The organism is Halopseudomonas sp. L-58 (genome assembly GCF_056859475.1).
In genome coordinates, this window is sequence record NZ_JBSXON010000077.1 from 108016 (window position 1) to 129413 (window position 21398).

At 61.9% G+C, this 21398-nt stretch carries 19 protein-coding genes; 15 read left to right on the forward strand and 4 right to left on the reverse strand.

What is annotated here, in order from left to right; all coding sequences use genetic code 11:
• The first annotated feature begins 139 nt into the window (after nucleotides 1-139).
• The 5 genes from AC13EY_RS15715 to AC13EY_RS15735 all read left to right on the forward strand — a co-directional run bounded on the left by AC13EY_RS15715 (nucleotide 140) and on the right by AC13EY_RS15735 (nucleotide 6015).
• Complete coding sequence (locus AC13EY_RS15715; protein WP_088275855.1) at nucleotides 140-1555, forward strand: acetyl-CoA carboxylase biotin carboxylase subunit; 1416 nt, start codon at nucleotides 140-142, stop codon at nucleotides 1553-1555.
• Nucleotides 1556-1635: 80 nt separating this feature from the next.
• A complete protein-coding gene (gene oadA / locus AC13EY_RS15720; RefSeq protein WP_228245997.1) occupies nucleotides 1636-3447 on the forward strand; it encodes a sodium-extruding oxaloacetate decarboxylase subunit alpha in 1812 nt (603 codons plus the stop codon).
• A 111-nt stretch (nucleotides 3448-3558) separates the two neighbouring features.
• Nucleotides 3559-4266 (forward strand): carbonic anhydrase, encoded by a 708-nt coding sequence (locus tag AC13EY_RS15725; RefSeq protein ID WP_228245998.1) that lies wholly within the window; start codon nucleotides 3559-3561, stop codon nucleotides 4264-4266.
• A 164-nt stretch (nucleotides 4267-4430) separates the two neighbouring features.
• Entirely contained in the window at nucleotides 4431-4922 is a 492-nt protein-coding gene (gene purE, locus AC13EY_RS15730; protein ID WP_088275953.1) for a 5-(carboxyamino)imidazole ribonucleotide mutase, read from the forward strand.
• Nucleotides 4923-4932: 10 nt separating this feature from the next.
• A complete protein-coding gene (locus AC13EY_RS15735) occupies nucleotides 4933-6015 on the forward strand; it encodes a 5-(carboxyamino)imidazole ribonucleotide synthase (RefSeq protein ID WP_228245999.1) in 1083 nt (360 codons plus the stop codon).
• A 425-nt stretch (nucleotides 6016-6440) separates the two neighbouring features.
• Here the strand turns inward: AC13EY_RS15735 and AC13EY_RS15740 are convergent, their stop codons facing one another.
• The gene (locus tag AC13EY_RS15740) at nucleotides 6441-7661 is read right to left on the reverse strand and encodes an acyl-CoA dehydrogenase family protein (RefSeq protein ID WP_228246000.1); all 1221 of its coding nucleotides are present in this window, start codon (nucleotides 7659-7661) and stop codon (nucleotides 6441-6443) included.
• Between the two features lie 160 nt (nucleotides 7662-7821).
• Between AC13EY_RS15740 and AC13EY_RS15745 the strand changes: the two genes are divergently transcribed.
• From AC13EY_RS15745 to AC13EY_RS15790, 10 genes are all read left to right on the forward strand, one after another.
• Complete coding sequence (locus AC13EY_RS15745; RefSeq protein ID WP_228246001.1) at nucleotides 7822-8475, forward strand: TetR/AcrR family transcriptional regulator; 654 nt, start codon at nucleotides 7822-7824, stop codon at nucleotides 8473-8475.
• 126 nt (nucleotides 8476-8601) lie between these two features.
• Nucleotides 8602-12264, forward strand: coding sequence for a PAS domain S-box protein (locus AC13EY_RS15750; protein ID WP_228246002.1), 3663 nt, complete (start codon nucleotides 8602-8604; stop codon nucleotides 12262-12264).
• Between the two features lie 8 nt (nucleotides 12265-12272).
• Nucleotides 12273-13262, forward strand: a complete 990-nt coding sequence (locus AC13EY_RS15755) for a response regulator (RefSeq protein WP_088275863.1) — start codon at nucleotides 12273-12275, stop codon at nucleotides 13260-13262.
• A gap of 80 nt (nucleotides 13263-13342) precedes the next feature.
• Entirely contained in the window at nucleotides 13343-13867 is a 525-nt protein-coding gene (locus tag AC13EY_RS15760; protein ID WP_373315121.1) for a DUF3299 domain-containing protein, read from the forward strand.
• Between the two features lie 92 nt (nucleotides 13868-13959).
• Nucleotides 13960-14898: an alpha/beta fold hydrolase gene (locus AC13EY_RS15765; protein ID WP_228246004.1), complete on the forward strand. Its 939-nt coding sequence runs from the start codon at nucleotides 13960-13962 to the stop codon at nucleotides 14896-14898.
• Nucleotides 14895-15596, forward strand: a complete 702-nt coding sequence (tsaA, locus tag AC13EY_RS15770) for a tRNA (N6-threonylcarbamoyladenosine(37)-N6)-methyltransferase TrmO (protein WP_228246005.1) — start codon at nucleotides 14895-14897, stop codon at nucleotides 15594-15596. The genes AC13EY_RS15765 and tsaA overlap by 4 nt, the downstream gene beginning before the upstream one ends.
• A gap of 107 nt (nucleotides 15597-15703) precedes the next feature.
• Nucleotides 15704-16909 (forward strand): GGDEF domain-containing protein, encoded by a 1206-nt coding sequence (locus tag AC13EY_RS15775; RefSeq protein ID WP_228246006.1) that lies wholly within the window; start codon nucleotides 15704-15706, stop codon nucleotides 16907-16909.
• A 30-nt stretch (nucleotides 16910-16939) separates the two neighbouring features.
• Nucleotides 16940-17323, forward strand: a complete 384-nt coding sequence (locus tag AC13EY_RS15780) for a DUF3301 domain-containing protein (protein ID WP_228246007.1) — start codon at nucleotides 16940-16942, stop codon at nucleotides 17321-17323.
• Nucleotides 17324-17377: 54 nt separating this feature from the next.
• Entirely contained in the window at nucleotides 17378-18346 is a 969-nt protein-coding gene (locus tag AC13EY_RS15785; RefSeq protein WP_228246008.1) for a CobW family GTP-binding protein, read from the forward strand.
• 25 nt (nucleotides 18347-18371) lie between these two features.
• On the forward strand, nucleotides 18372-18725 hold the full coding sequence (locus AC13EY_RS15790) for an NADH:ubiquinone oxidoreductase (RefSeq protein ID WP_228246009.1): 354 nt from the start codon (nucleotides 18372-18374) through the stop codon (nucleotides 18723-18725).
• Between the two features lies 1 nt (nucleotide 18726).
• Here AC13EY_RS15790 and AC13EY_RS15795 read toward each other — a convergent pair whose 3' ends face one another.
• The 3 genes from AC13EY_RS15795 to cfaB form a co-directional block, all read right to left on the reverse strand.
• On the reverse strand, nucleotides 18727-19182 hold the full coding sequence (locus AC13EY_RS15795; RefSeq protein WP_228246010.1) for a DUF192 domain-containing protein: 456 nt from the start codon (nucleotides 19180-19182) through the stop codon (nucleotides 18727-18729).
• Nucleotides 19179-20033 (reverse strand): flagellar brake protein, encoded by an 855-nt coding sequence (locus tag AC13EY_RS15800; protein ID WP_228246011.1) that lies wholly within the window; start codon nucleotides 20031-20033, stop codon nucleotides 19179-19181. The genes AC13EY_RS15795 and AC13EY_RS15800 overlap by 4 nt, the downstream gene beginning before the upstream one ends.
• 63 nt (nucleotides 20034-20096) lie before the next feature.
• Nucleotides 20097-21311, reverse strand: a complete 1215-nt coding sequence (cfaB, locus tag AC13EY_RS15805; protein WP_228246012.1) for a C17 cyclopropane fatty acid synthase CfaB — start codon at nucleotides 21309-21311, stop codon at nucleotides 20097-20099.
• Between the last annotated feature and the right edge of the window lie 87 nt (nucleotides 21312-21398).

The window sequence follows — 21398 nt, forward strand, 5'->3', positions numbered from 1 at the left end:
TCATTTCACAGAATAGAGGCGTCCGCTTAGGGTAGCCGGGAAACATTTTGCAATGTGTCGCACCGGAACCACGCATTCCGGTCGCGGTACGCAACCTGTTCACCGCATCCACTCGATCACCCACACGAGGAACGCGTACGTGATCAAGAAAATTCTGATTGCCAACCGGGGCGAGATTGCCGTTCGCATCGTCCGCGCTTGCGCGGAGATGGGCATCACCTCGGTTGCGGTCTACACCGATCCCGACCGCTATGCCCTGCACGTCAAACGCGCCGACGAGTCCTACAACGTCGGCAGCGACCCGCTGGCCGGTTATCTGAACCCGCGCCAACTGGTTAACCTGGCGGTAGAAACCGGCTGTGACGCCCTGCACCCGGGCTACGGCTTCCTGTCCGAGAACGCTGAGCTGGCAAAGATCTGTGCCGAGCGCGGCATCAAGTTCATCGGTCCGGCAGCCGATGTGATTACCCGCATGGGCGACAAGACCGAAGCACGCCGCAGCATGATCGCCGCCGGCGTACCGGTCACCCCCGGCACCGAAGGCAATCTGGCAGATCTTGACGAGGCGCTGCGCGAAGCCGAGCGCGTCGGTTACCCGGTCATGCTCAAGGCAACGTCCGGTGGTGGTGGTCGCGGTATTCGTCGTTGCAACAACCGCGAAGAGCTGGAATCGGCCTACCCGCGAGTCATCTCCGAGGCCACCAAGGCCTTCGGCAGCGCGGAAGTCTTCCTCGAGAAGTGCATCGTCAACCCGAAACACATCGAAGCGCAGATTCTCGCCGACAGCTTCGGCAACACCGTGCACCTGTTCGAGCGCGACTGCTCGATCCAGCGCCGCAACCAGAAGCTGATCGAGATCGCGCCCAGCCCGCAGCTAACCCCGGAACAGCGCGCCTACATCGGTGATCTGGCGGTCAAGGCCGCGCAGGCGGTCGGTTACGAGAACGCCGGCACCGTCGAATTCCTGCTGGCCGACGACGAAGTGTATTTCATGGAAATGAATACCCGGGTTCAGGTCGAGCACACCATTACCGAGCAGATCACCGGCGTCGACATCGTCCGCGAGCAGATCCGCATCGCCTCCGGCCTGCCGCTGTCGATCAAGCAGGAAGACATCCAGCACCAGGGCTTTGCGATCCAGTTCCGGATCAACGCCGAAGACCCGAAGAACAACTTCTTCCCCTCCTTCGGCAAGGTTACCCGCTACTACGCACCGGGCGGTCCGGGCGTGCGGGTCGATACCGCGATCTACACCGGTTACACCATTCCGCCGAACTTCGACTCCATGTGTCTCAAGCTCATCGTCTGGGCCATGACCTGGGAAGAGGCGCTGGACCGCGGCCTGCGTGCGCTGGACGACATGCGCCTGCAGGGGGTCAAGACCACAACCCCGTACTACCAGGAAATCCTGCGTAATGCCGAGTTCCGCTCCGGCGTGTTCAACACCAGCTTCGTGGAAGCCCACCCCGAGCTGCTGAACTACTCGATCAAACGCAAACCCGAGGAGCTGGCGCTCGCCATCGCAGCCGCGATTGCCGCCCACGCCGGACTATGACACTAGCGGCAAGCTTCAAGCCGCAAGCGACAAGACACACCGCTTGCAGCTTGGCGCTTGAAGCTGATGAGGAACAGAGAATGAGCAACACACGCAAAATCACCGTTACCGATACCATCCTGCGCGACGCCCACCAGTCTCTGCTGGCGACCCGTCTGCGTACCGAAGACATGCTGCCGATCTGCGACAAGCTGGATCAGGTCGGCTACTGGTCGCTGGAAGTCTGGGGCGGCGCGACCTTTGACGCCTGCGTGCGCTTTCTGAAAGAAGATCCCTGGGAGCGTCTGCGCACCCTGCGCAAGGCGCTGCCGAACACCCGCCTGCAAATGCTGCTGCGTGGCCAGAACCTGCTTGGCTACCGTCACTACAGCGACGACGTGGTTCGCGCCTTTGTTGCCAAGGCTGCCGAAAACGGTATCGACGTATTCCGCATCTTTGATGCCATGAACGACGTGCGCAACCTCAAGGTCGCCATCGAAGCAGTCAAGGCGGCCGGCAAGCACGCCCAGGGCACCATCGCCTATACCACCAGCCCGGTGCATACGGTTGAAACCTTCGTGCAGCAGGCCAAGGACATGGCAGCGATGGGCATCGATTCCATCGCCATCAAGGACATGGCCGGTCTGCTGACCCCATTCGCCACCGGCGATCTGGTCAAGGCGCTGAAAGCCGAACTCGACCTGCCGGTGTTCATTCACTCGCACGACACCGCCGGCCTGGCCGCCATGTGTCAGCTCAAGGCGATCGAAAACGGTGCCGACCACATCGACACCGCTATCTCGTCCATGGCCTGGGGCACCAGCCACCCGGGCACCGAGTCGATGGTTGCCGCGCTGAAAGGCACCCCGTACGACACCGGTCTGGATCTGGAGCTGCTGCAGGAAATCGGCATGTACTTCCACGCCGTGCGCAAGAAGTACCACCAGTTCGAGAGCGACTTCACCGGCGTGGATACCCGCGTGCAGGTCAACCAGGTACCGGGCGGCATGATGTCCAACCTGGCCAACCAGCTGAAGGAACAAGGCGCACTGGACCGCATCCAGGACGTATTCGCGGAAATCCCGCGGGTGCGTGAGGACCTCGGCTTCCCGCCGCTGGTGACCCCAACCTCGCAGATCGTCGGCACCCAGGCGGTGTTCAACGTGCTGGCCGGCGAGCGCTACAAGACCATCACCAACGAGGTGAAGCTCTACCTGCAAGGCCGCTACGGTCAGGCACCGGGCACCGTCAACGAGACGCTGCGTCGTCAGGCCATCGGCGGCGAAGAGGTGATCGACGTGCGCCCGGCTGATCTGATCAAGCCGGAAATGGACCGCCTGCGCGCTGAAGTCGGTGCACTGGCCAAGTCGGAAGAAGACGTGCTGACCTTCGCCATGTTCCCGGACATCGGCCGCAAGTTCCTCGAAGAGCGCGAAGCCGGCACCCTCAAGCCCGAGCAACTGCTGCCGGCACCGGGCGCAGGCGCACCGGCTGCCGCCAGCGAAGGCGTACCGACCGAGTTCATCATTGATGTTCACGGCGAGTCCTACCGTGTCGACATCACCGGTGTGGGCGTCAAGGGCGACGGCAAGCGTCACTTCTACCTGAGCCTCGACGGCATGCCGGAAGAAGTGGTGTTCGAGCCGCTGAATGCCTTCGTTGGCGAAGGCAGCAGCAAGCGCAAGCAGGCCAGCGAACCGGGCCACGTGACCACCAGCATGCCGGGCAACGTGGTCGACGTGCTGGTCAAGGTCGGCGACAGCGTCAAGGCCGGTCAGGCCGTACTGGTCAGCGAAGCCATGAAGATGGAAAGCGAAATCCAGGCGGCCATCGCCGGGACCGTCAAGGCGGTCAACGTCGCCAAGGGTGATCGCGTCAATCCGGGCGAGATCCTGATCGAGATTGAGGCCTGACACCACACGGGTGCCGTTGCGGCGCTGCGAGCAGCGCTGCAACGGCGTCGGTGTCGTGACCGGGAAACTGATCGTCTACCGTTCAGCCCAACCAAGGATTGAGACTGCGACATGAATAAAGATTCCAGACGCAACGAAAGCGCCGAAGAAGCCCTCAAGCAGATCGTCGACGGCTTCAACCGCTTTCGTAACGAGGTCTACCCGGAACAGCAGGAGCTGTTCAAGAAGCTGGCGCACGAGCAGGTCCCGCGTGCCATGTTCATTACCTGCGCCGATTCGCGCGTGGCGCCGGAGCTGATCACCCAGAGTGCGCCGGGCGACCTGTTCGTCTCGCGCAACGTGGGCAACGTGGTGCCACCCTACGGCCAGATGATGGGCGGCGTGTCGACCGCCATCGAGTTCGCGGTACTCGCGCTCAACGTGCAGCACATCATTATCTGCGGCCACTCCGACTGCGGCGCAATGAAAGCGGTACTGGCCCCGGAAACCCTCGACTCACTGCCCACCGTTAAGGCCTGGCTGCGCCACGCCGAGGTCGCCAAGATCGTGGTCGAAGACAACTGCGACTGCTGCGACAACAAGCTGGCGATGATGACCGAAGAAAACGTCATCGCTCAGCTGCAGCATCTGGCCACCCACCCCTCGGTGGCTTCGCGACTGGCTCGCGGCGAACTGTTCATTCACGGCTGGGTGTACGACATCGAGACCGCGCACATTCGCGCCTACGACTCGGAAACCAACGAGTTTCGCCAGATCGGCGAAGGCCCGCTGCCGATGGCCACACCGCGCGCGCGCTACCCCGGCCGCAACGCCAGCTAACCGACAGGCGCATTACTGCATTTGCCCAATTACGGGTATACTGCGCCGTCTGTTTAGCGGCAGACCCCACGGGGTCTGCACTCTCCAAGCAAGCCACGCCAGTCCGCTGCCGTGGCTTGTTGGTTTCTGCCGCCGAGGCGGCCCTGATGAGCGAGGCACTACAGATGACCGCACTGGTTGGCGTGATCATGGGCTCCAAGTCCGACTGGTCCACCCTGAGCCATACGGCCGACATGCTTGAACAGTTGGGCATTCCCTACGAAGTGAAGGTGGTTTCCGCCCACCGCACCCCTGATCTGCTGTTCCAATACGCTGAAGAAGCGGCCGATCGCGGCATCGAAGTGATCATCGCCGGCGCCGGCGGCGCAGCCCACCTGCCGGGCATGTGCGCGGCCAAGACTCACCTGCCGGTGCTCGGCGTGCCGGTGCAGTCCTCCATGCTCTCCGGTGTCGATTCGCTGCTGTCCATCGTGCAGATGCCGGCCGGCGTGCCGGTCGCCACTCTGGCCATCGGCAAGGCCGGTGCGGTCAACGCAGCGCTGCTGTCGGCCAGCATTCTCGGCGGCAAGCACCCGCAGTTCAGCAAGGCGCTGCAGGAATTCCGCACCCAGCAGACCGACAACGTGCTGAACAACCCAGACCCGCGTCAGGCTTGAGGAATCGGATATGAAGATCGGCGTCATCGGTGGTGGACAACTGGGTCGCATGCTGGCTTTGGCCGGCACCCCGCTCGGCCAGCAGTTCGCGTTTCTCGACCCGGCCCCGGATGCCTGCGCCCAGGCCCTCGGTGAGCACATCCGCGCCGACTACAGCGATACCGATCACCTGCGCCAGCTGGCCGAAGAAGTCGACGTGGTGACCTTCGAGTTCGAAAGCGTCCCGGCCGAAACCGTCGCCTTCCTCTCGCAGTTCGTCCCGGTCTACCCGAACGCCGAATCACTGCGCATCGCTCGCGACCGCTGGTTTGAAAAGTCGATGTTCCAGGACCTCGGCATCCCGACCCCGGAGTTTGCCGACATCCAGTCGCAGGATAACCTCGATGCTGCGGTCAAGCGCATCGGCCTGCCGGCGGTGATGAAAACCCGCACTCTGGGGTATGACGGCAAGGGCCAGAAAGTCCTGCGCCACCCCGACGATGTGGCCGATGCCTTCGCCGAACTGGGCAGCGTACCCTGCATTCTGGAAGGTTTTGTGCCCTTCACAGGCGAGGTGTCGCTGGTTGCCGTACGTGCCCGCAACGGGGAAACCCGCTTCTACCCGCTGGTGCACAACACCCACGAAAACGGCATCCTCAAGCTGTCGATCGCCAGTACCGATCATCCGTTGCAGGCACTGGCCGAAGACTACGTTGGCCGCGTGCTCGACAAGCTGGATTACGTCGGCGTGCTGGCCTTCGAATTCTTCGAGGTCGACGGTGGCCTGAAAGCCAACGAGATCGCCCCGCGCGTGCACAACTCCGGCCACTGGACTATCGAAGGCGCCGAGTGCAGCCAGTTCGAAAACCACCTGCGCGCCATCGCCGGCCTGCCGCTGGGCTCGACCGCCAAGGTCGGTGAAAGCGCGATGCTGAACTTTATCGGCGAAGTCCCCGCCGTCGACGCCGTCACGGCCATTGAGCACTGCCATCTGCACCACTACGGCAAGGCCTTCAAGGCCGGTCGCAAGGTCGGCCACGCGACGCTGCGCTGCCCGGATATGGCGACGCTGAAAGCGCGCATTGCCGAGGTTGAGGCGCTGATCGGCAAATAAGTTTGCTGGCGGGATAACCGAGAAAGGCGCAACACTGGGTGTTGCGCCTTTTTTGTTGGGTTAAATATCCAGAAGCGACAACTGCACGGACCAATCCCCGTTTACGCGGGCGAGTAGCGCAGGGCTGACGGGAGATAGGACGGCAGCCTGTCTGAGGAGCGTAGCGACGAGTTCTGCCGGCCCCCGTCAGGCCGAGCAACGCAGCGAACCCGAAGGGCCGCGTAGCCGGGTGCCCGGGGGGATCGCTAAGGGGGGCCGGGCAAGCGGCCCCCCTTGGCTCGCCGGAGAAGGCGAAAAGCGAACTGTCAGATTACGCGCCAACTAGCCCTAAAAAACGCCCCAACAAAAAGCGTCCTCACAGGCGTTCCCAAGCAAAAACCCCGCAGCACCATGTGGCACTGCGGGGTTGCTCACCACTCACCGCATTACTGGAAGCGCTTGAGCTCCGCCTTGGCAATCGCGTTGCGGTGCACTTCATCCGGACCATCGGCGGTGCGCAGGTGCCGGGCGTAGACGTACAGCTGCGCCAGCGGGAAGTCGGAGGAGAAACCACCGGCGCCGTGGGCCTGAATCGCCCAGTCGATGACCTGACACGCCATGTTCGGCGCTGCCACCTTGATCATCGCAATCTGCTTGGCCGCGACCTTGTTGCCAACGGTATCCATCAGGTACGCCGCGTTCATGACCAGGAAGCGCGCCTGATCGATCATGATCCGCGACTCGGCGATGCGCTCACGCCACACGCCCTGCTCGGCCAGCGTCTTGCCGAACGCAACGCGCTTGCTCAGACGCTCACACATCAGCGCCAGCGCGCGTTCAGCCTGACCGATCACCCGCATGCAGTGGTGAATACGACCCGGGCCAAGGCGGCCCTGAGCAATCTCGAAGCCCCGGCCTTCACCCAGCAGCATGTTGCTGGCCGGCACGCGCACGTTCTCGAAGATGATTTCCGGGTGACCATAGGGCGGGTCCATATAGCCGTAGCAGCCCATATCACGCAGCACGGTGACGCCAGGGGTATTCATCGGCACCAGAATCATCGACTGCTGCTGGTGGCGGTTCGGGTTGTCCGGGTCGCTCTTGCCCATCACCACCATGATCTCGCAGCGCTCGTTGGCGGCGCCAGAGATATACCACTTGCGGCCGTTGATCACATACTCGTCGCCGTCGCGCTCGATGCGGGTTTCCACATTGGTGGCATCGGAGGACGCCACCAGTGGCTCGGTCATGGCAAAGGCAGAGCGGATTTCGCCGTTCAGCAGCGGGGTCAGCCAGCGCTCCTGCTGCTCCTTGGTGCCGTAGCGGGCCAGCACTTCCATGTTGCCGGTATCCGGCGCGCCGCAGTTGAACACCTCGGACGCCCACATGCCCGGCACCCGCCCCATCAGCTCGGCCAGCGGGGCGTACTCCATGTTGCTCAGACCCGGGCCGTGCTCGGCTTCCGGCAGAAACAGGTTCCACAGACCTTCGGCGCGGGCCTTGGCCTTCAGCTCTTCCATCAGTTTGACGGTGGTGTAGGCATTGCCGGCCTTCTCGTTGGCGCGGATTTCTTCTTCGTAACGCTGTTCATTGGGGAAAATGTGCGCGTCCATAAAATCGGAAACGCGCTTTTGCAGATCCAGTGAGCGTTCGGTCTGGTGGTACATGGCGAACTCCTGAGGTGTCGATCATGCGGTTGCGATGGCAGCCGTCCTGAAGACAAAATCTCAATACACATGTGTATTGTCAATTGTGTATGGAAATAGATATGACGCAGGCTTCGTCCGACTTATAATGCTCGGCCGAAACATTCACCGGAGTCATCACATGCCGACTGCCAGCAAACCCGGGCGCCGCGGTCGCCCAACCGGCCGCGCCGTGCTGACCCCACAGGACTGGTTCAACGCCGCCACCGAGGCCATCCTTGAGGGCGGCTTCGATCAATTGCGGGTACTGCCTCTGGCCAAGCGCCTGAAGGTGACCCGCGGCAGTTTCTACTGGCATTTCGAGGACCTGCCGCAGTTCATTCGGCTGTTTCTTGATCAGTGGCAGGCCCAGCGCATGAAGGGCCTGCGCTACTGGCAACCGGGGCTGGATCCGCAGTTGAGCCCCGAGCAGGAAGTTGAACGGGTACTGCTGTTGATGTTCGAGGGGCCGGCGGTCGAGTTCAAACGCATGAAGGTCGAGTTCGCCATCCGCGACTTTGCCCAGCGCGACCTTTACGCCCGCGATATTGTTGCCGCCGTGGACGAGGCCCGGGTCGAGCAGACCGCGCGCCTGCTTGCGCCGCTGGTGCCCGCCGGTACTGCCCGTGGCATGGCAATGATTCAGTACGCGACGATCCTCGGCAGCGTGCTGCTGTTCCGCGGCCAACTGGGCGGGGAACGCGCCCTGCAGACCATACGTCAGCAGTGGCAGGCGTTGCTGCAGCCCGCTCAAGCCGAGGGCTTGCCCGCCGATAACCCAAACGCTGAGCGCTGATACGGTGCGGGCTGGGCAGCCAGCACCGACGACGCTATGATAACCCTGTGCTGTCACACGCCGGATGCGGGATGACCGCGCGCTTCCTTGCGCCCCTGGGCGCACCAGGCCTGTAAGGAGCGAGCCGTGTTGACCCATTCCTGGTTCTATCAGGCAGATCTGCACCAAGGGCAGCTGCTGCATGGCCACCACCATGACGTCCTTTTACTGGTTTCGGTGCTTGTCGCCATCGCTGCCTCATGGCTCGGCTTGCAGGTAGCCGGCCTCGCGCGGCAAGCAACCACCACCCCCACCCGCCAGGGCGCGCTGATCAGCGGAGCCATGGTACTGGGCGGCGGCATCTGGGCCATGCACTTTATCGGCATGTTGTCGTTCACCCTGCCGTTGCCTGTCCGATACGACCAGGCAACTACGCTGCTGTCGATGCTGCCGGCAATGGCTGCGTCGCTGCTGGCCCTGCATCTGCTCGCACGACCGAATCTCGACTGGCGAATCATGCTCAGTGGTGGTGTTCTGATTGGTGCCGGAATCGGCATGATGCATTACTACGGCATGACAGCCATGCGCATGGACGCCCTGTTACGGTTCGACCCGCTATGGTTTTTCGCATCGCTGATCATCGCCGTGGCCATGGCGGTTCTGGCGCTCTGGGTGCGCTTTGGTCTGGGTCATGAGAGCCGCACCCATCTGCTGATTGCCGCCATCGTCATGGGGCTGGCAATTTCATCCATGCATTATGCCGGTATGGCGGCAGCCCGCTTTGTCGGTAGCGCCCAGCCGGATTTCGTGCCGCAGCTCAACGACCAGGAAAACAACGGACTGCTGATCGCCTTCGCCGTTGTCGTGTTCGGCGGTCTGGTTGGCGTAATCAACGCGATGGTGCGCTTCAGTCAGCTGTACCAGCGGGTCCAGGCCAATACCGAGCGCATCCGCAGCATCGCCGATACCGCCATTGATGCCATCATTACCTGGGATACCAGCGGCATCATCGAGGAAGCCAACCATGCCGCAGAAAGCCTGTTTGGCTGGCCGCGCGATGAACTGGTCGGACAACATATCGATATCCTGCTGCCCGAGGATTCGGCGGCACAGACACACGCCTTCCTGCAGGATTTCAGCAATGCCGGACATCCCCCTCGCACCGGGATGAATCTGGAAACCTGGTGTCGCCGGCGCAATGGCACACTGTTTCCGGTCAGGGTTGCCCTGGGCCAGGCGACGCTCAAGGGTCGGAATCATTTCGTCGGATTTATCAGCGACATAACCGAGCGTCACCTGCTGGAGAAGTCGCTGCGTGAGCGCGAGGAGCAATACCGCAGCCTCATTGCCAACATCCCCGGGGTTACCTTTCGCTGCCTGCCCAGGGAAGACTGGCGCATGCTGTTCATCAGCGACGCTGTTGAACAGATGACCGGCTGGCCGGCCGAGCGTTTCCTCAGTGGAGAGCTGAGCTTCGCCGACCTGATTCATCCGGACGACAGCGACTTCACCGTTGAGCACGTCATGGGCGCCATCGGCCGACGCGAGAAACACACGCTCGAATACCGTATTTTCCATCGCGACGGCCAACTGCGCTGGGTATGCGAATATGCCAGCGCGATTTTCGACGAACAGGGAAATGCCGAGTGGATCGACGGCGTGATCATCGATATCACCGATGCCAAACTGCGCAATGCCGAGTTCAAGGGTATCGTTCGGGCCATCAGTCAGGCTCAGGGCATGGCGGATATCGACCTCGACGGCCGGATCATCTTCTCCAACCGCCGCTTTATCGATCTGTCCGGTTACCCGGCGGAGCAGCTGGAGGGTCGGCATCTGCAGCAACTGCTGGTAAGCGGACAATTTGATCCGCAGCAGTGGCAGAAGGTACGCGAAGGCGAGTATCTGGCAGGCGAATACACCCTGCGTCATGCCAACGGCAGCAGCATTCACACCCAGATCTACTTCAACCCCATCATCGACGCCTATGGCCGCCCGGCAAAGGTGGTCATGCTGGTTACCGATCTCAGCGAGCGTCACCGTATGGAATTGGCGCTGCTCGCCGCCAAGGAGCGCGCGGAACTGGCCGCCGAGTCCAAGGGCGCCTTCCTTGCCAATATGAGCCACGAAATTCGCACCCCGATGAACGCCATTATCGGCTTCAGCGAAGTGCTGTTGAATGAGTCGCTGAGCAGCACCCAGCGCAAGTACCTGAAAACCGTAAACCAGTCTGCACGCTCACTGCTCGGGCTGCTTAACGACATTCTTGATACTGCCAAGCTGGAGAAGGGAGCGGTCCAGCTTGAAGAACACGCCTTCTCGCTGCGCGACCTGTGCCGACAACTGATCAATGTATTTTCGCTGGAAGCCGGTCAGAAGGGCCTGGCGCTCGAGTTCGACTATCACGCGCAACAGGAGCATTACCGTGGTGACCCCATGCGGGTGCGGCAGGTGTTGACCAATCTGCTGGGTAACGCCATCAAGTTTACCCGTCAGGGCAGCGTGCGCCTGCAGGTCGACGCTGACAGCGATGGAGTATGCCTGCGTATCAGCGATACCGGCATCGGCATTGAGCCCGAGCGTATTCAGCAAATCTTCGAACCGTTCGCGCAGGCAGACGCCTCAATGAGCCGGCGTTTCGGCGGCACCGGCCTGGGCACCACCATTGCGCGCCAGCTGGTTGAGCTGATGGGCGGCGAGATCCGGGTCAGCAGCGTGCCGGAACAGGGCTCCACGTTTGCGGTTAGGCTGCCACTGGAGCCGCTGGACGACCTCACCGCGCAGCTGGCAAATAAAACTGCCGGCAATATCGAACTGCCGCCGCTGCGCATTCTGGTCGCCGATGACGTCGCCGAAAACGTGCAACTGATGGAAGTGATGCTGCGTGCCGAGGGCCACCGGGTGTACAGCGCCGGTAATGGCCTGAGTGCCTTCGAGCGCGTTGTCGACGACCGCTTTGACCTGATCCTGATGGATATGCAGATGCCCGAGGTGGATGGCCTGGAAGCTACCCGGATCATCCGCCGCTACGAGGCCAACATGGGCTATCCGCCCACCCCCATCATCGCCCTGACAGCCAGCGTGCTGGACCGCGACCGCGAGGCGGCCCGTGCCGCCGGCATGGAGGGCTTCGCCTCCAAGCCGGTTGATCGCGAGGCACTTAAGCGCGAGATTGCCCGGGTCTTGGGTCTGCAACTTGCTGATGAGGTGTCGTTGAAGCCCGCTACCGCCAGGGGGCCGCAGCTGGTTGACTGGTACGCTGGCGAGCAGCGCTGGGGCGATCGTCAGGCGCTGATTGAGGCGATCCAGCGCTTCCTGGCCGATCTGCCGGCGCGGCTCGCAGAGCTCGAACAGGCGCTGCAGCAACCGTCAGCCGAACAGGCCCGCAGCCTGGTTCATCGCATCAACGGGAGCGCCGGCAACCTGTCGCTGCAGCAGCTGCAGCAGGCCGCTGCCGAACTCGAGAAACGTCTCACACAAACACCGACGCCTGCGCTGGCAGACGCCCTGCACGCCCTGCTGACCGCCGCGGAGCAGACCCGGGCCGCCATGCCAGAGCCTGGCCAACGCCGGCATCACAAGAGCCACAGCACTCTGTCGAGAGAGCAGCGCCAGCACTTGGTCGATAATCTGATCACGGTTCTCAACCGCGGCGAGGTCAACGAACAGGCGCTGCAGCAACTGGCCGACACGCTGGAGCAGGACAAGCGCCAGGCTCTGGAGCAGGCGCTGGACAACTTTGATTTTGCGACTGCGATCTCGCTGCTGGAAGCCGAGCGCAGCCTTGCCGCTACCGAGACCGAGGGCTGAATCCGCCAATGCCATTCAAGGACAAACGCCCGGCGCTGCTGCTGGTCGACGACGAACCCGCGAACCTGCACGTGCTGAAACACATTCTGCAGGATGACTACCGACTGCTGTTTGCCCGTGACGGCCAGCGAGCACTGGAGCTGGCTGCCGCCGAACGGCCACAGCTGATTCTGCTGGATGTCATGATGCCGGGCATGACCGGCCATGAGGTCTGCGCGCAGCTGAAAAGTGATCCACACACCAGCGATATCCCGGTGATCTTCGTCACCGCCCTGTCCAGCGTAGAGGACGAGATACGCGGCTTTGAGCTGGGCGCGGTCGATTACATCAGCAAACCGGTCAGCGCCCCGATCGTCAAGGCACGGGTACGCACCCATCTGTCTCTGGTGCGCGCCGAAGTGCTGCGCCAGACCCGTCTGAATATCGTTCAGGCCCTGGGCATGGCGGCCGAATACAAGGATAACGAGACCGGCCTGCATGTCATCCGAATGAGCCACTTCTCGCGCATCATCGCGCTGGAGGCCGGCTTCAGCCCGGACGAAGCCGAAGAACTGCTGCACGCTGCGCCCATGCACGATGTCGGCAAGATCGGCATCCCGGACGCCATTTTGCAAAAGCCGGGCAAGCTCGACGAAAACGAATGGCTGATCATGCAGAAGCACCCGGAAATCGGCGCACAGATCATCGGCGAGCACAACGCCAGCATGCTGCAGATGGCTCGGCGTATTGCTCTCGGGCATCACGAAAAATGGGACGGCAGCGGCTATCCGGCCGGACTCGCCGGCGATGACATCCCCATTGAGGCGCGCATTGTTGCCATCGCCGACGTATTTGACGCACTCACCAGCGTACGCCCCTACAAAAAGGCCTGGACAGTCGAGGATGCCGTTGCACTGATTCGCGAACAGAGCGGCAGACACTTCGATCCGCAACTGGTCGAGTGCTTTATACGGCGTCTGGACGAAATAAATCAGATCCGCGAACGCTGGGCCGAGTAGCCGGCAACCAGCGACTGTGGAACACTGCGCACCAACGCCGGTCTGATGCCGGCCTCGCTCCTGTGATGGAAACCCCAATGCTGCTGCGCTACGCCCTTTTGACGCTTGCTATTGCCCTGCCAGTCCATGCCGCGCAACCGTTGACGGTCGACTGGCTCGATCTGCTGCCCGCCGAGGACTACCAGGCGATGCTCGACATGCCCGATATCGAACATGGCTTCGGACCCGATGCCGATGGCAACTTCGACACCAGTCTGCGACAACGCGAGGGGCTCCCCGAGGTGATGTACTCGACCCGCGTCGTCGGCGAGTACGATGGCAAGGAGTTGCGTATAGGCGGCTATCCGGTCCCGCTGGAAACCGACGATCAGGGACGCTACACCAGCCTCTTTCTGGTGCCGTACGCCGGCGCCTGCATCCATGTGCCGCCACCACCGCCCAACCAGATCATCCTGGTCGAGTATCCGGATGGCGTGGTGATCGACGACATCTACCAACCCTACTGGGTACAGGGTACCCTGCGCGTCGAGCAGACCAGCAACGCGCTGGCGGATGCAAGCTATCAGCTGCAGGCCAGTCGGGTATGGCTCTACGATGGCGAGTAGATCAGCCCGCAATCGCCCACCCGGGTGGCATCACGCCATTATCAACTGCGCTAAGCTCGTATTTTTGAAACCCGCTTTCAGGAGAAGGCCCCATGCAACTGCTGATAGGTCTGATCGGCCTGTTCGTTCTGATTGCGTTCAGCCTGCGTCGCTGGCTGCTGCGCCGCGAGTCACCGCAGGTGCAGGCAGTCGATTTCGACGGTGAACTGTTTCGAATCGGACAGGCCTGCGTGGCCCGCCGCGGCCCGCAGGATGCCGAACAGACTGTCCTGGTGATGCCCGGGTTTGTGGAGAATTTTCTCTACTTCACCGAGCACTATGAAAACCCATCCCTGCAGCTGATCCTGCTTACCAGTGCCGACTACCATGTGCCGGTCAACCGGCCCCGCTTCAGCGAGGCAGACTGGATCAGCCAGCCGAAGGCCCGCGCCGGCACCATTGCCTACGACGCAGAGGTACTCAACCAGGCCCTGCAGCACCTGGCGACCGGCAAACAGATACGCGTGCATGGCCACTCACGCGGCGGCGCCGTAGTACTGGAGGCGGCGCGCCAGCGCCCGGACCTGTTCACGCGGGTTGAGGTCATACTGGAGGCGCCGGTACTGCCCCAGGGCAAGCCCTATCGCGATGTACCACGATTCTTCCGCTGGTTTCTGCCCTTCTATCTGTTTGCCTGGCAACAGCAGCCCATCTCGGCCACCAACCGCAGCCTGTTCGGTCCACTCGACAATCCGCGCAAGCGCGAGCTGATCATGGCACTGCCATTCAACCCGAAACGCGGCAGCACCTTCGTCCACAATATTCTGGATCTGGCCAACTGGATGCAGACCAATACCCCGGACATCTATCAGCACGTCTGCCGCGGGGCGATTCTGGTTCCCAGCGCGGATCGTATTCTGGAGCCCCGTGCGATGCTGCACAGCGCCCGCCAGGCAGAACGCCTGCAAATCATCGAAATCGAGGGCTGCAGCCATCTGATCACCGCCGATCGCCCGGACTGCATTCCCCCGCTGACGACCTTGACCCCATGAGCTGGCAGTTTGACCCGGTAGGTATCATCCACTCCTGCTTCGCAGAAAAGTTCGCCATTCCGCGCCAGCCCCTGCTGGCGCCCGCCGCAACCGCAAGCCTGGAGCTGTTGCCGCCCTACAACCAGCCGGAAGCACTCGAAGGGCTTGAGGGCGTCAGTCATCTGTGGCTGATCTTTGTCTTTCACGCGGCCGCCAGTGGCCCGCAGCACCTGCGCGTGCGGCCGCCCAGGCTGGGCGGCAATCAGCGTATCGGCGTATTTGCCAGCCGCGCTACCCATCGTCCCAACCCGATTGGCCAATCGGTGGTAAGGCTGGAAGGCATTGAGCAAAACCGCCTGCTGCTGTCCGGCGTGGATCTGCTGGACGGCACCCCGGTGCTGGATATAAAGCCCTACGTGCCCTACGCTGACTGTATTGAGAATGCCGTCAACCCGCTTGCACCAATACCGCCGCCAGCCCTGCCGGTGAGCTGGAGCGATGCAGCACTGGCACAGGCACAGGCACATCAGACACGGCTTGGGCAGCCGCTGGTAGCGCTGATCGAGCAATGCCTGAGTCAGGACCCGAAGCCGGCCTACCAGCAACCCGGCCCGGAGCGCGAGTATGGCGTGACTCTCTGGGATGTGAATGTTCGCTGGCATTATCCGCAGCCCGACAGGATTAGGGTGCTTGAGGTCAGTCAGCCGCAGCGTTCCTAGTCCGAAGACCCTCGCTCATCAGTCGTCCGACGCGGCGATCCGCCTGGCATCCTGGCGACATGACGATATACTCAGCCAACGCGTAAACAGGGGACGTTCCTTTCGCCATGACCCAGCTGTACTTTTCTCCAATCCTGCTGGGTATCCTCCTGTTGGTCGCCATCGCGCTCTGCGCAACCGCGCTGTACCGCATGGCGCCCGGGGAACCGGGCCCGGGCTTCTGGATGGCCGGTAGCTGGACCCTGATCGGTGGCGTAGCGCTGTTCATCGGCTTTATCGTGACCCGCAGCCCGCTGCTTAATGTCCTTGGCAACGCTGCCCAGCTCGCCGGCGAAGCCCTGTTCCTGATTGGCATCTTCAGGTTCATGGGCCGACCTCTGCCCTGGTGGACACTACCGGTCAGCGTGGGCGCCATGGTGATTGCCAATACCCATTACTGGCTGGTGCACGGCAACTCCGACCTGCTGATGGGCATCTACTCCAGCATCGCCGGACTGCTGCCGGTGCAGGCCATCTGGCTGCTGTTCAGAGAGCGCAGCGACCCCGACACCCGACCTGCCCGGCTACTGGTAGGGGCAAGCCTGATGGTTTATTCGATCACCACGCTGCTGCGCGGCACACTCTCCTATCTCGACTGGTGGCACGACGCGCCCTATGTTCAACCCTATGCGTCCTTTACTTACCTGCTGTCGTACAACTTCGCCATTCCGGCGCTGGTGCTGGGCTTCGTCGGCTGCAGCCTGATGACCACGCAGCGGGTACTCGCACGCAGTCGGCAGATGGCTGCCCAGCTGAAGGAACAGGCTACGCGCGACCCGCTGACCGGCACCCTGAACCGGCGAGCTTTCCATCAGGAACTCATTGCCGAGGTCGGCCGCAGCCAGCGGTATGGCCGCCCGCTCTGCCTGGCCATGTTTGATCTGGACCATTTCAAGCAACTGAACGACGAACTGGGCCACCTGGCTGGTGACCAGGCGCTGCAGAATTTCTGCCGCCTGTGCGAACAACAGGCACGCCGCACGGATATCTTCGCGCGTTTCGGTGGAGAGGAGTTTGTGCTGCTGATGCCCGAAACCGACGCAAAACAGGCACAACTGCTACTGGAGCGCATTCGCCAAACCCTCGCCGAGCAGCAGTTCCTTTATCTGGACCAACGCTACCAACTGCAGGTCAGCATCGGTGTGGCCGATCTGGCCACCAGCGGCAGCCCGGACCAGTTGCTGCGTCAGGCAGACCTGGCGCTTTATCAGGCCAAGGCATCGGGTCGCAACCGGGTGCAGCTGTGGTCACCACCCGCTTCCATGGCATACTGACCGGCACCACCGCCACTCGAGCCTGTCCACGTGTTTACCCTTGCTCACGCCACCCTGCTGATTGCCGGCACCTTTCTCGCCTGGTGGCTGTGGCAGGTGCTGGGCCAGCGCGATTACGCCCTTGCCCTGGTTCGCCGCCACTGCGAGCGCAACGCACTGCAACTACTCGATGATAGCGTCGCGCTCAGCGGCGTGCGGCTGTCCCGCCTGCATCGAGGCCGGTACGGGCTGGTTCGGCGTTACGCTTTCGAATTTACCGTTACCGGCGAGCACCGCTACAGTGGCTATATCGATCTGCATGGAACCCGTCAGTTGCACATCGAGCTGGCACCCCACCCATTCCCGCATGGCAAGGACGATGAGCCAGCGACAGAAACCGCGCGCGAAAGCGCCAAGATATACAAAATCTATTAAGAATAAGATATTCGATAGTCTTTATATTTTGTTCCACGTGGAACCCACCTTACCATGCTAAGCCAGATACCCACTCATCTGATCGCAGGTCCGCTGGGGGCAGGCAAGACCAGTCTTCTGCGGGCATTGCTGGCGCAACGCCCCGCTGAAGAGCGCTGGGCGATCCTGATCAATGAGTTTGGCCAGATCGGGCTGGACCAGGCGCTGTTGAGCGCCAATGCTGATGACGCTGTCAGCCTGAGCGAAATACCTGGAGGCTGCCTGTGCTGCATTAACGGCGTGCCGTTCCAGGTCGGACTGACGCGCCTGCTGCGCAAGGCCAGGCCTGACCGGTTATGGATTGAGTGCTCGGGCCTGGGACATCCCGTCAGCCTGCTGCAACAGCTCGCTGATGCGCCCTGGCGGGGAGTGCTCGACCTGAAACCACTGATCATGGTGTGTGAAGCATCCCAACTGCTGGATCTGGATAGCCTGCCGCCAGTGCAGCGACAGGCACTGCCACTGACCGGGCTGCTGATCGCCAACAAGATCGATGAGCTGGGTGCACAACAACAGCAGATACTCCGGACCCAATGGCCCGATGCCATTCCCTGCAGCCACGGCAAAGTCGAACGCCAGCTGTTGCCCGGTGCCACAACGCCGGGGCAGCAGCCGGTACTGGCAGCGCTGCCGGCTGCTGCCGACGCGGGTATCAGCGGTCGACTCTGGCAAGCGAATGATCTCTGGCAGTGCGAAAACCAGCTCAACCAGACACCGTACAGCGTTGGCTGGCGCATCGCACCGCAGCAGCAATTCGAACAAGCCGCACTCAGGCGCTGGCTGGCCGAACAGAGCGTATTGCGCGCCAAGGGCGTGATCCATACCGACGCAGGGTGGTGCTCGTTCAATCAGCTTGGCCAACCTGATACAAACTGGCAGCGAAGCCCATGGCGTCGTGACAATCGGCTGGAACTGCTGTTTGCCCACAAACCTGACACCAGCGCACTGGAGCAGGGCTTGCGGGCCTGCCTGCGGAGCCAGTAAGGTGGTGGTTTTACCCGGAACCGTCATGCGCCGCGTCATCACACTGCTGCTTTGTCTGGTCAGCCCACCCTTGCTGGCCAGTGCCTGCCTGATCGAGTCGACAGACGATCAGTTGCCGGTGCGCATGTGCCAGCAAAACGGGACCATTCCGCCAGCCCTGTTCGAGCAACAGTTCTGCCAACCCCGGATTCCCGGTCGCGAGTTCCGTATTCAGATGCAGGACAGTTGCCCCGGGGACGCCTACGGCATCTGCCGTGGCGCACACACCGAGGGCGTGGCTTATCAACAGGATATCCACTATTACACTGCCCCCGATGACGCGCCGGTTTTAAAGGCCTACTGCGAGCAAATCAGCGGGGGACGCTGGCACCAGCCGTGATTCAGTTGAGCGGCGGCTCAGCAGGCAGCATCGACAGATCAAGGTTATCCCCAACCTTCAAGCCCAGGGTATCCACACTGCCGGCCGGCAGCTCGAGTACCCAGCGCAGCGGAGCCTCTGCCTGATAGATCGCACAGGGCAGATCGGCACAGGGCGGTACCCTCTCGAACAAATGCGCTATCCGGCCATCAGCAGCCACAAACACCAGATCCAGGCTGATCTGCATATTGCGCATCCAGATCGCCGGACGCGTCCCGTCGGGAAAGTCGAACAGCATGCCGGTACCGAAGGGCAGGTTTTCTCGCCCCATCAGTCCCTGACGCCGGCTGTCCGGGTCGGCCACAACCTCCATCACGAAATCGGTATCGGCCAGCCGCACCGTCAGGGCGGAACCGATGGCTGCAAGGGGAGCCATCAGCAGGGTGCTGAAGGCCAGAGCGCAGGCAATGGGTTTCATAGGGTATCTTTCAACAGATTCTGGTAGACCATGTTGGTCAGATAGAGACGGTCCTGTTCACTGATATCGGTGAACTCGATACCGGTTGCAATCAGGCCGTCGAGCGACTCGTCAGTGCTGACCGCCCTCACCCGCGCATTCAAGGTCATATACACATCCAGCCCCGCAGGATTGATACGGAAGGACACCTTGACCGTCTCATCCTTGTTGGCCACTGCACGGGGCGAGACCAGGCGCGCACCGCCCACGCTGATATCGGTCATGCGTGCCGAACCCTGGGCACCCTGCTCACGGTTGATGGCAGTCACCAGATCGACCGACACCCGGGCGGAGCTGCGAATACGCATCGACTGCACGCTGTCGGGATAGGCCAGATGCAGATACGGGAAAGGAGACAGGTTCGACTTCAGCACCCGGGTCTTGTAGGCCACGGCATCCTTGCCGACAAAGCCGCGCACCAGAAGCTGCTGACCTTCCTTGACGAACACCAGCTTGCCCTGACTGGTGGGCGCAGTAACCAGCAAGCTGACCGGTGCATGGAAGCCGATCATGCGAACCTGATAGCGCTCTGCGTTGGTAGCACTCATCGTCTGCAGCTGGACCAGATCACCCGGGGCGAGCTGAATCTGCTCCAGCCTGGATACCACCTTCTCCGGCGCAGGCCCGGCACTGTTGTCGCTGTTCTGCTGTGCGTTACGGAACAGCCCAAGCTTGAGCAGTTGCTGAAGCAGCGGTTTGTTATCGACTACCTTCGAGTGCGGAAACAGCACCTTGCCATCGGAGTCGACAATGTTCCACGGCAGGGGCTTGCCAAGGGGTATTTCTTCTTCCGTCAATGGAATCAGCGACACGCACATACTCCGTAAACGCAAATCAATCGTGCCGAACAATGTAGCAGCCCCGACGTGTGGCCGCTATCTCTGACTGTCTCCAGCACCCCGACCCTGCAAATAAATGTCGTCTCGCGTCAGCGGCAGGTGATGACCGCCACCAGGCAGCGGCCTGACCGCCAGTATCTGGTGAATATTCATCCAGTTGCGCGAAAATCCGTAGGCGCAGCCGGCCAGGTAAATACGCCAGATGCGTAACGCGCGCTCATCCACCAGCGCCGCTGCCGCGTCCCTGTTTGCCTCGAGATTCCGGCTCCAGTGCTCCAGTGTAAGCGCATAATGCATGCGCAGGCTCTCGACATCGACCACCTCAAGCCCCTGATCACTCATCGCTTTAACAGCGGTGGCAAGGTGCGGCAGTTCACCATGGGGGAACACATAGCGGGCTATAAAGGCACCCGCACCATGGCCAACCGGCCGGCCATCGGTATGCCGCGCGGTGATGCCGTGGTTCATGACCAGGCCACCCGGTTTGACCTGTTGATGCAGTATCTGAAAGTACGCCGGCAGATTGGCATGCCCCACATGCTCGAACATGCCGACACTGACGACCTTGTCGTAGTTCTCCCTACCCGTCAGATCGCGATAGTCGCGCAGCTCCAATTGAATACGGTCACCCAGCCCCTGGGCTGCTACCCGCTCGCGGGCGAGTTTCAGTTGCTGCCTGCTGAGGGTAATGCCGTGTACCTGAACCCCGTATTCTTTCGCCGCGTGACGGGCCAGCCCTCCCCAACCGCAGCCAACATCCAGCAGCCGTTGGCCGCTGCGCAGGCGGAGCTTGCGACAGAGATGGTCCAGCTTCTGCACCTGAGCCCTGGCGAGGGTATCGTCCGGATGTCGAAAGTAGCCGCATGAATAGACCATCTCGGGGTCCAGCCAGAGCGCGTAAAAGTCATTCGACAGGTCGTAGTGATAGGCAATAGCCTCGGCATCGGTCTGCCGGTCGTGGGGATCGTGCGGCGGTGGGCCGTCATCCTCATCCCGCACCAGCGCCTGACTCAGCCTGTCAGCAACACCGATGGCATCCAGAACGCTGCCACGAATGTCCATGCGCTGCTGAATGAAGGCTTCACCGAGTCGGTCAAGACTCGGTGTCTGCAACTCTTCCAGCAAGGCGGGATCGTGAATCTGCAGTTCGACCCGGGGCGAGGGCCCCAGATCCACACTTCCGCCGCCGGGCAGGGTGAGGCGCAGCGGAAGCTTGAGCGCACCCAACGATGCGGCCAGTTGCGCGAGCATACGGACATCTCCCGAGGTAAAACAAAACTCCCTTCACTATAGAACACCAGAGGGAGCATGCCTCACGCTGCGGATAACCGCCCGAAC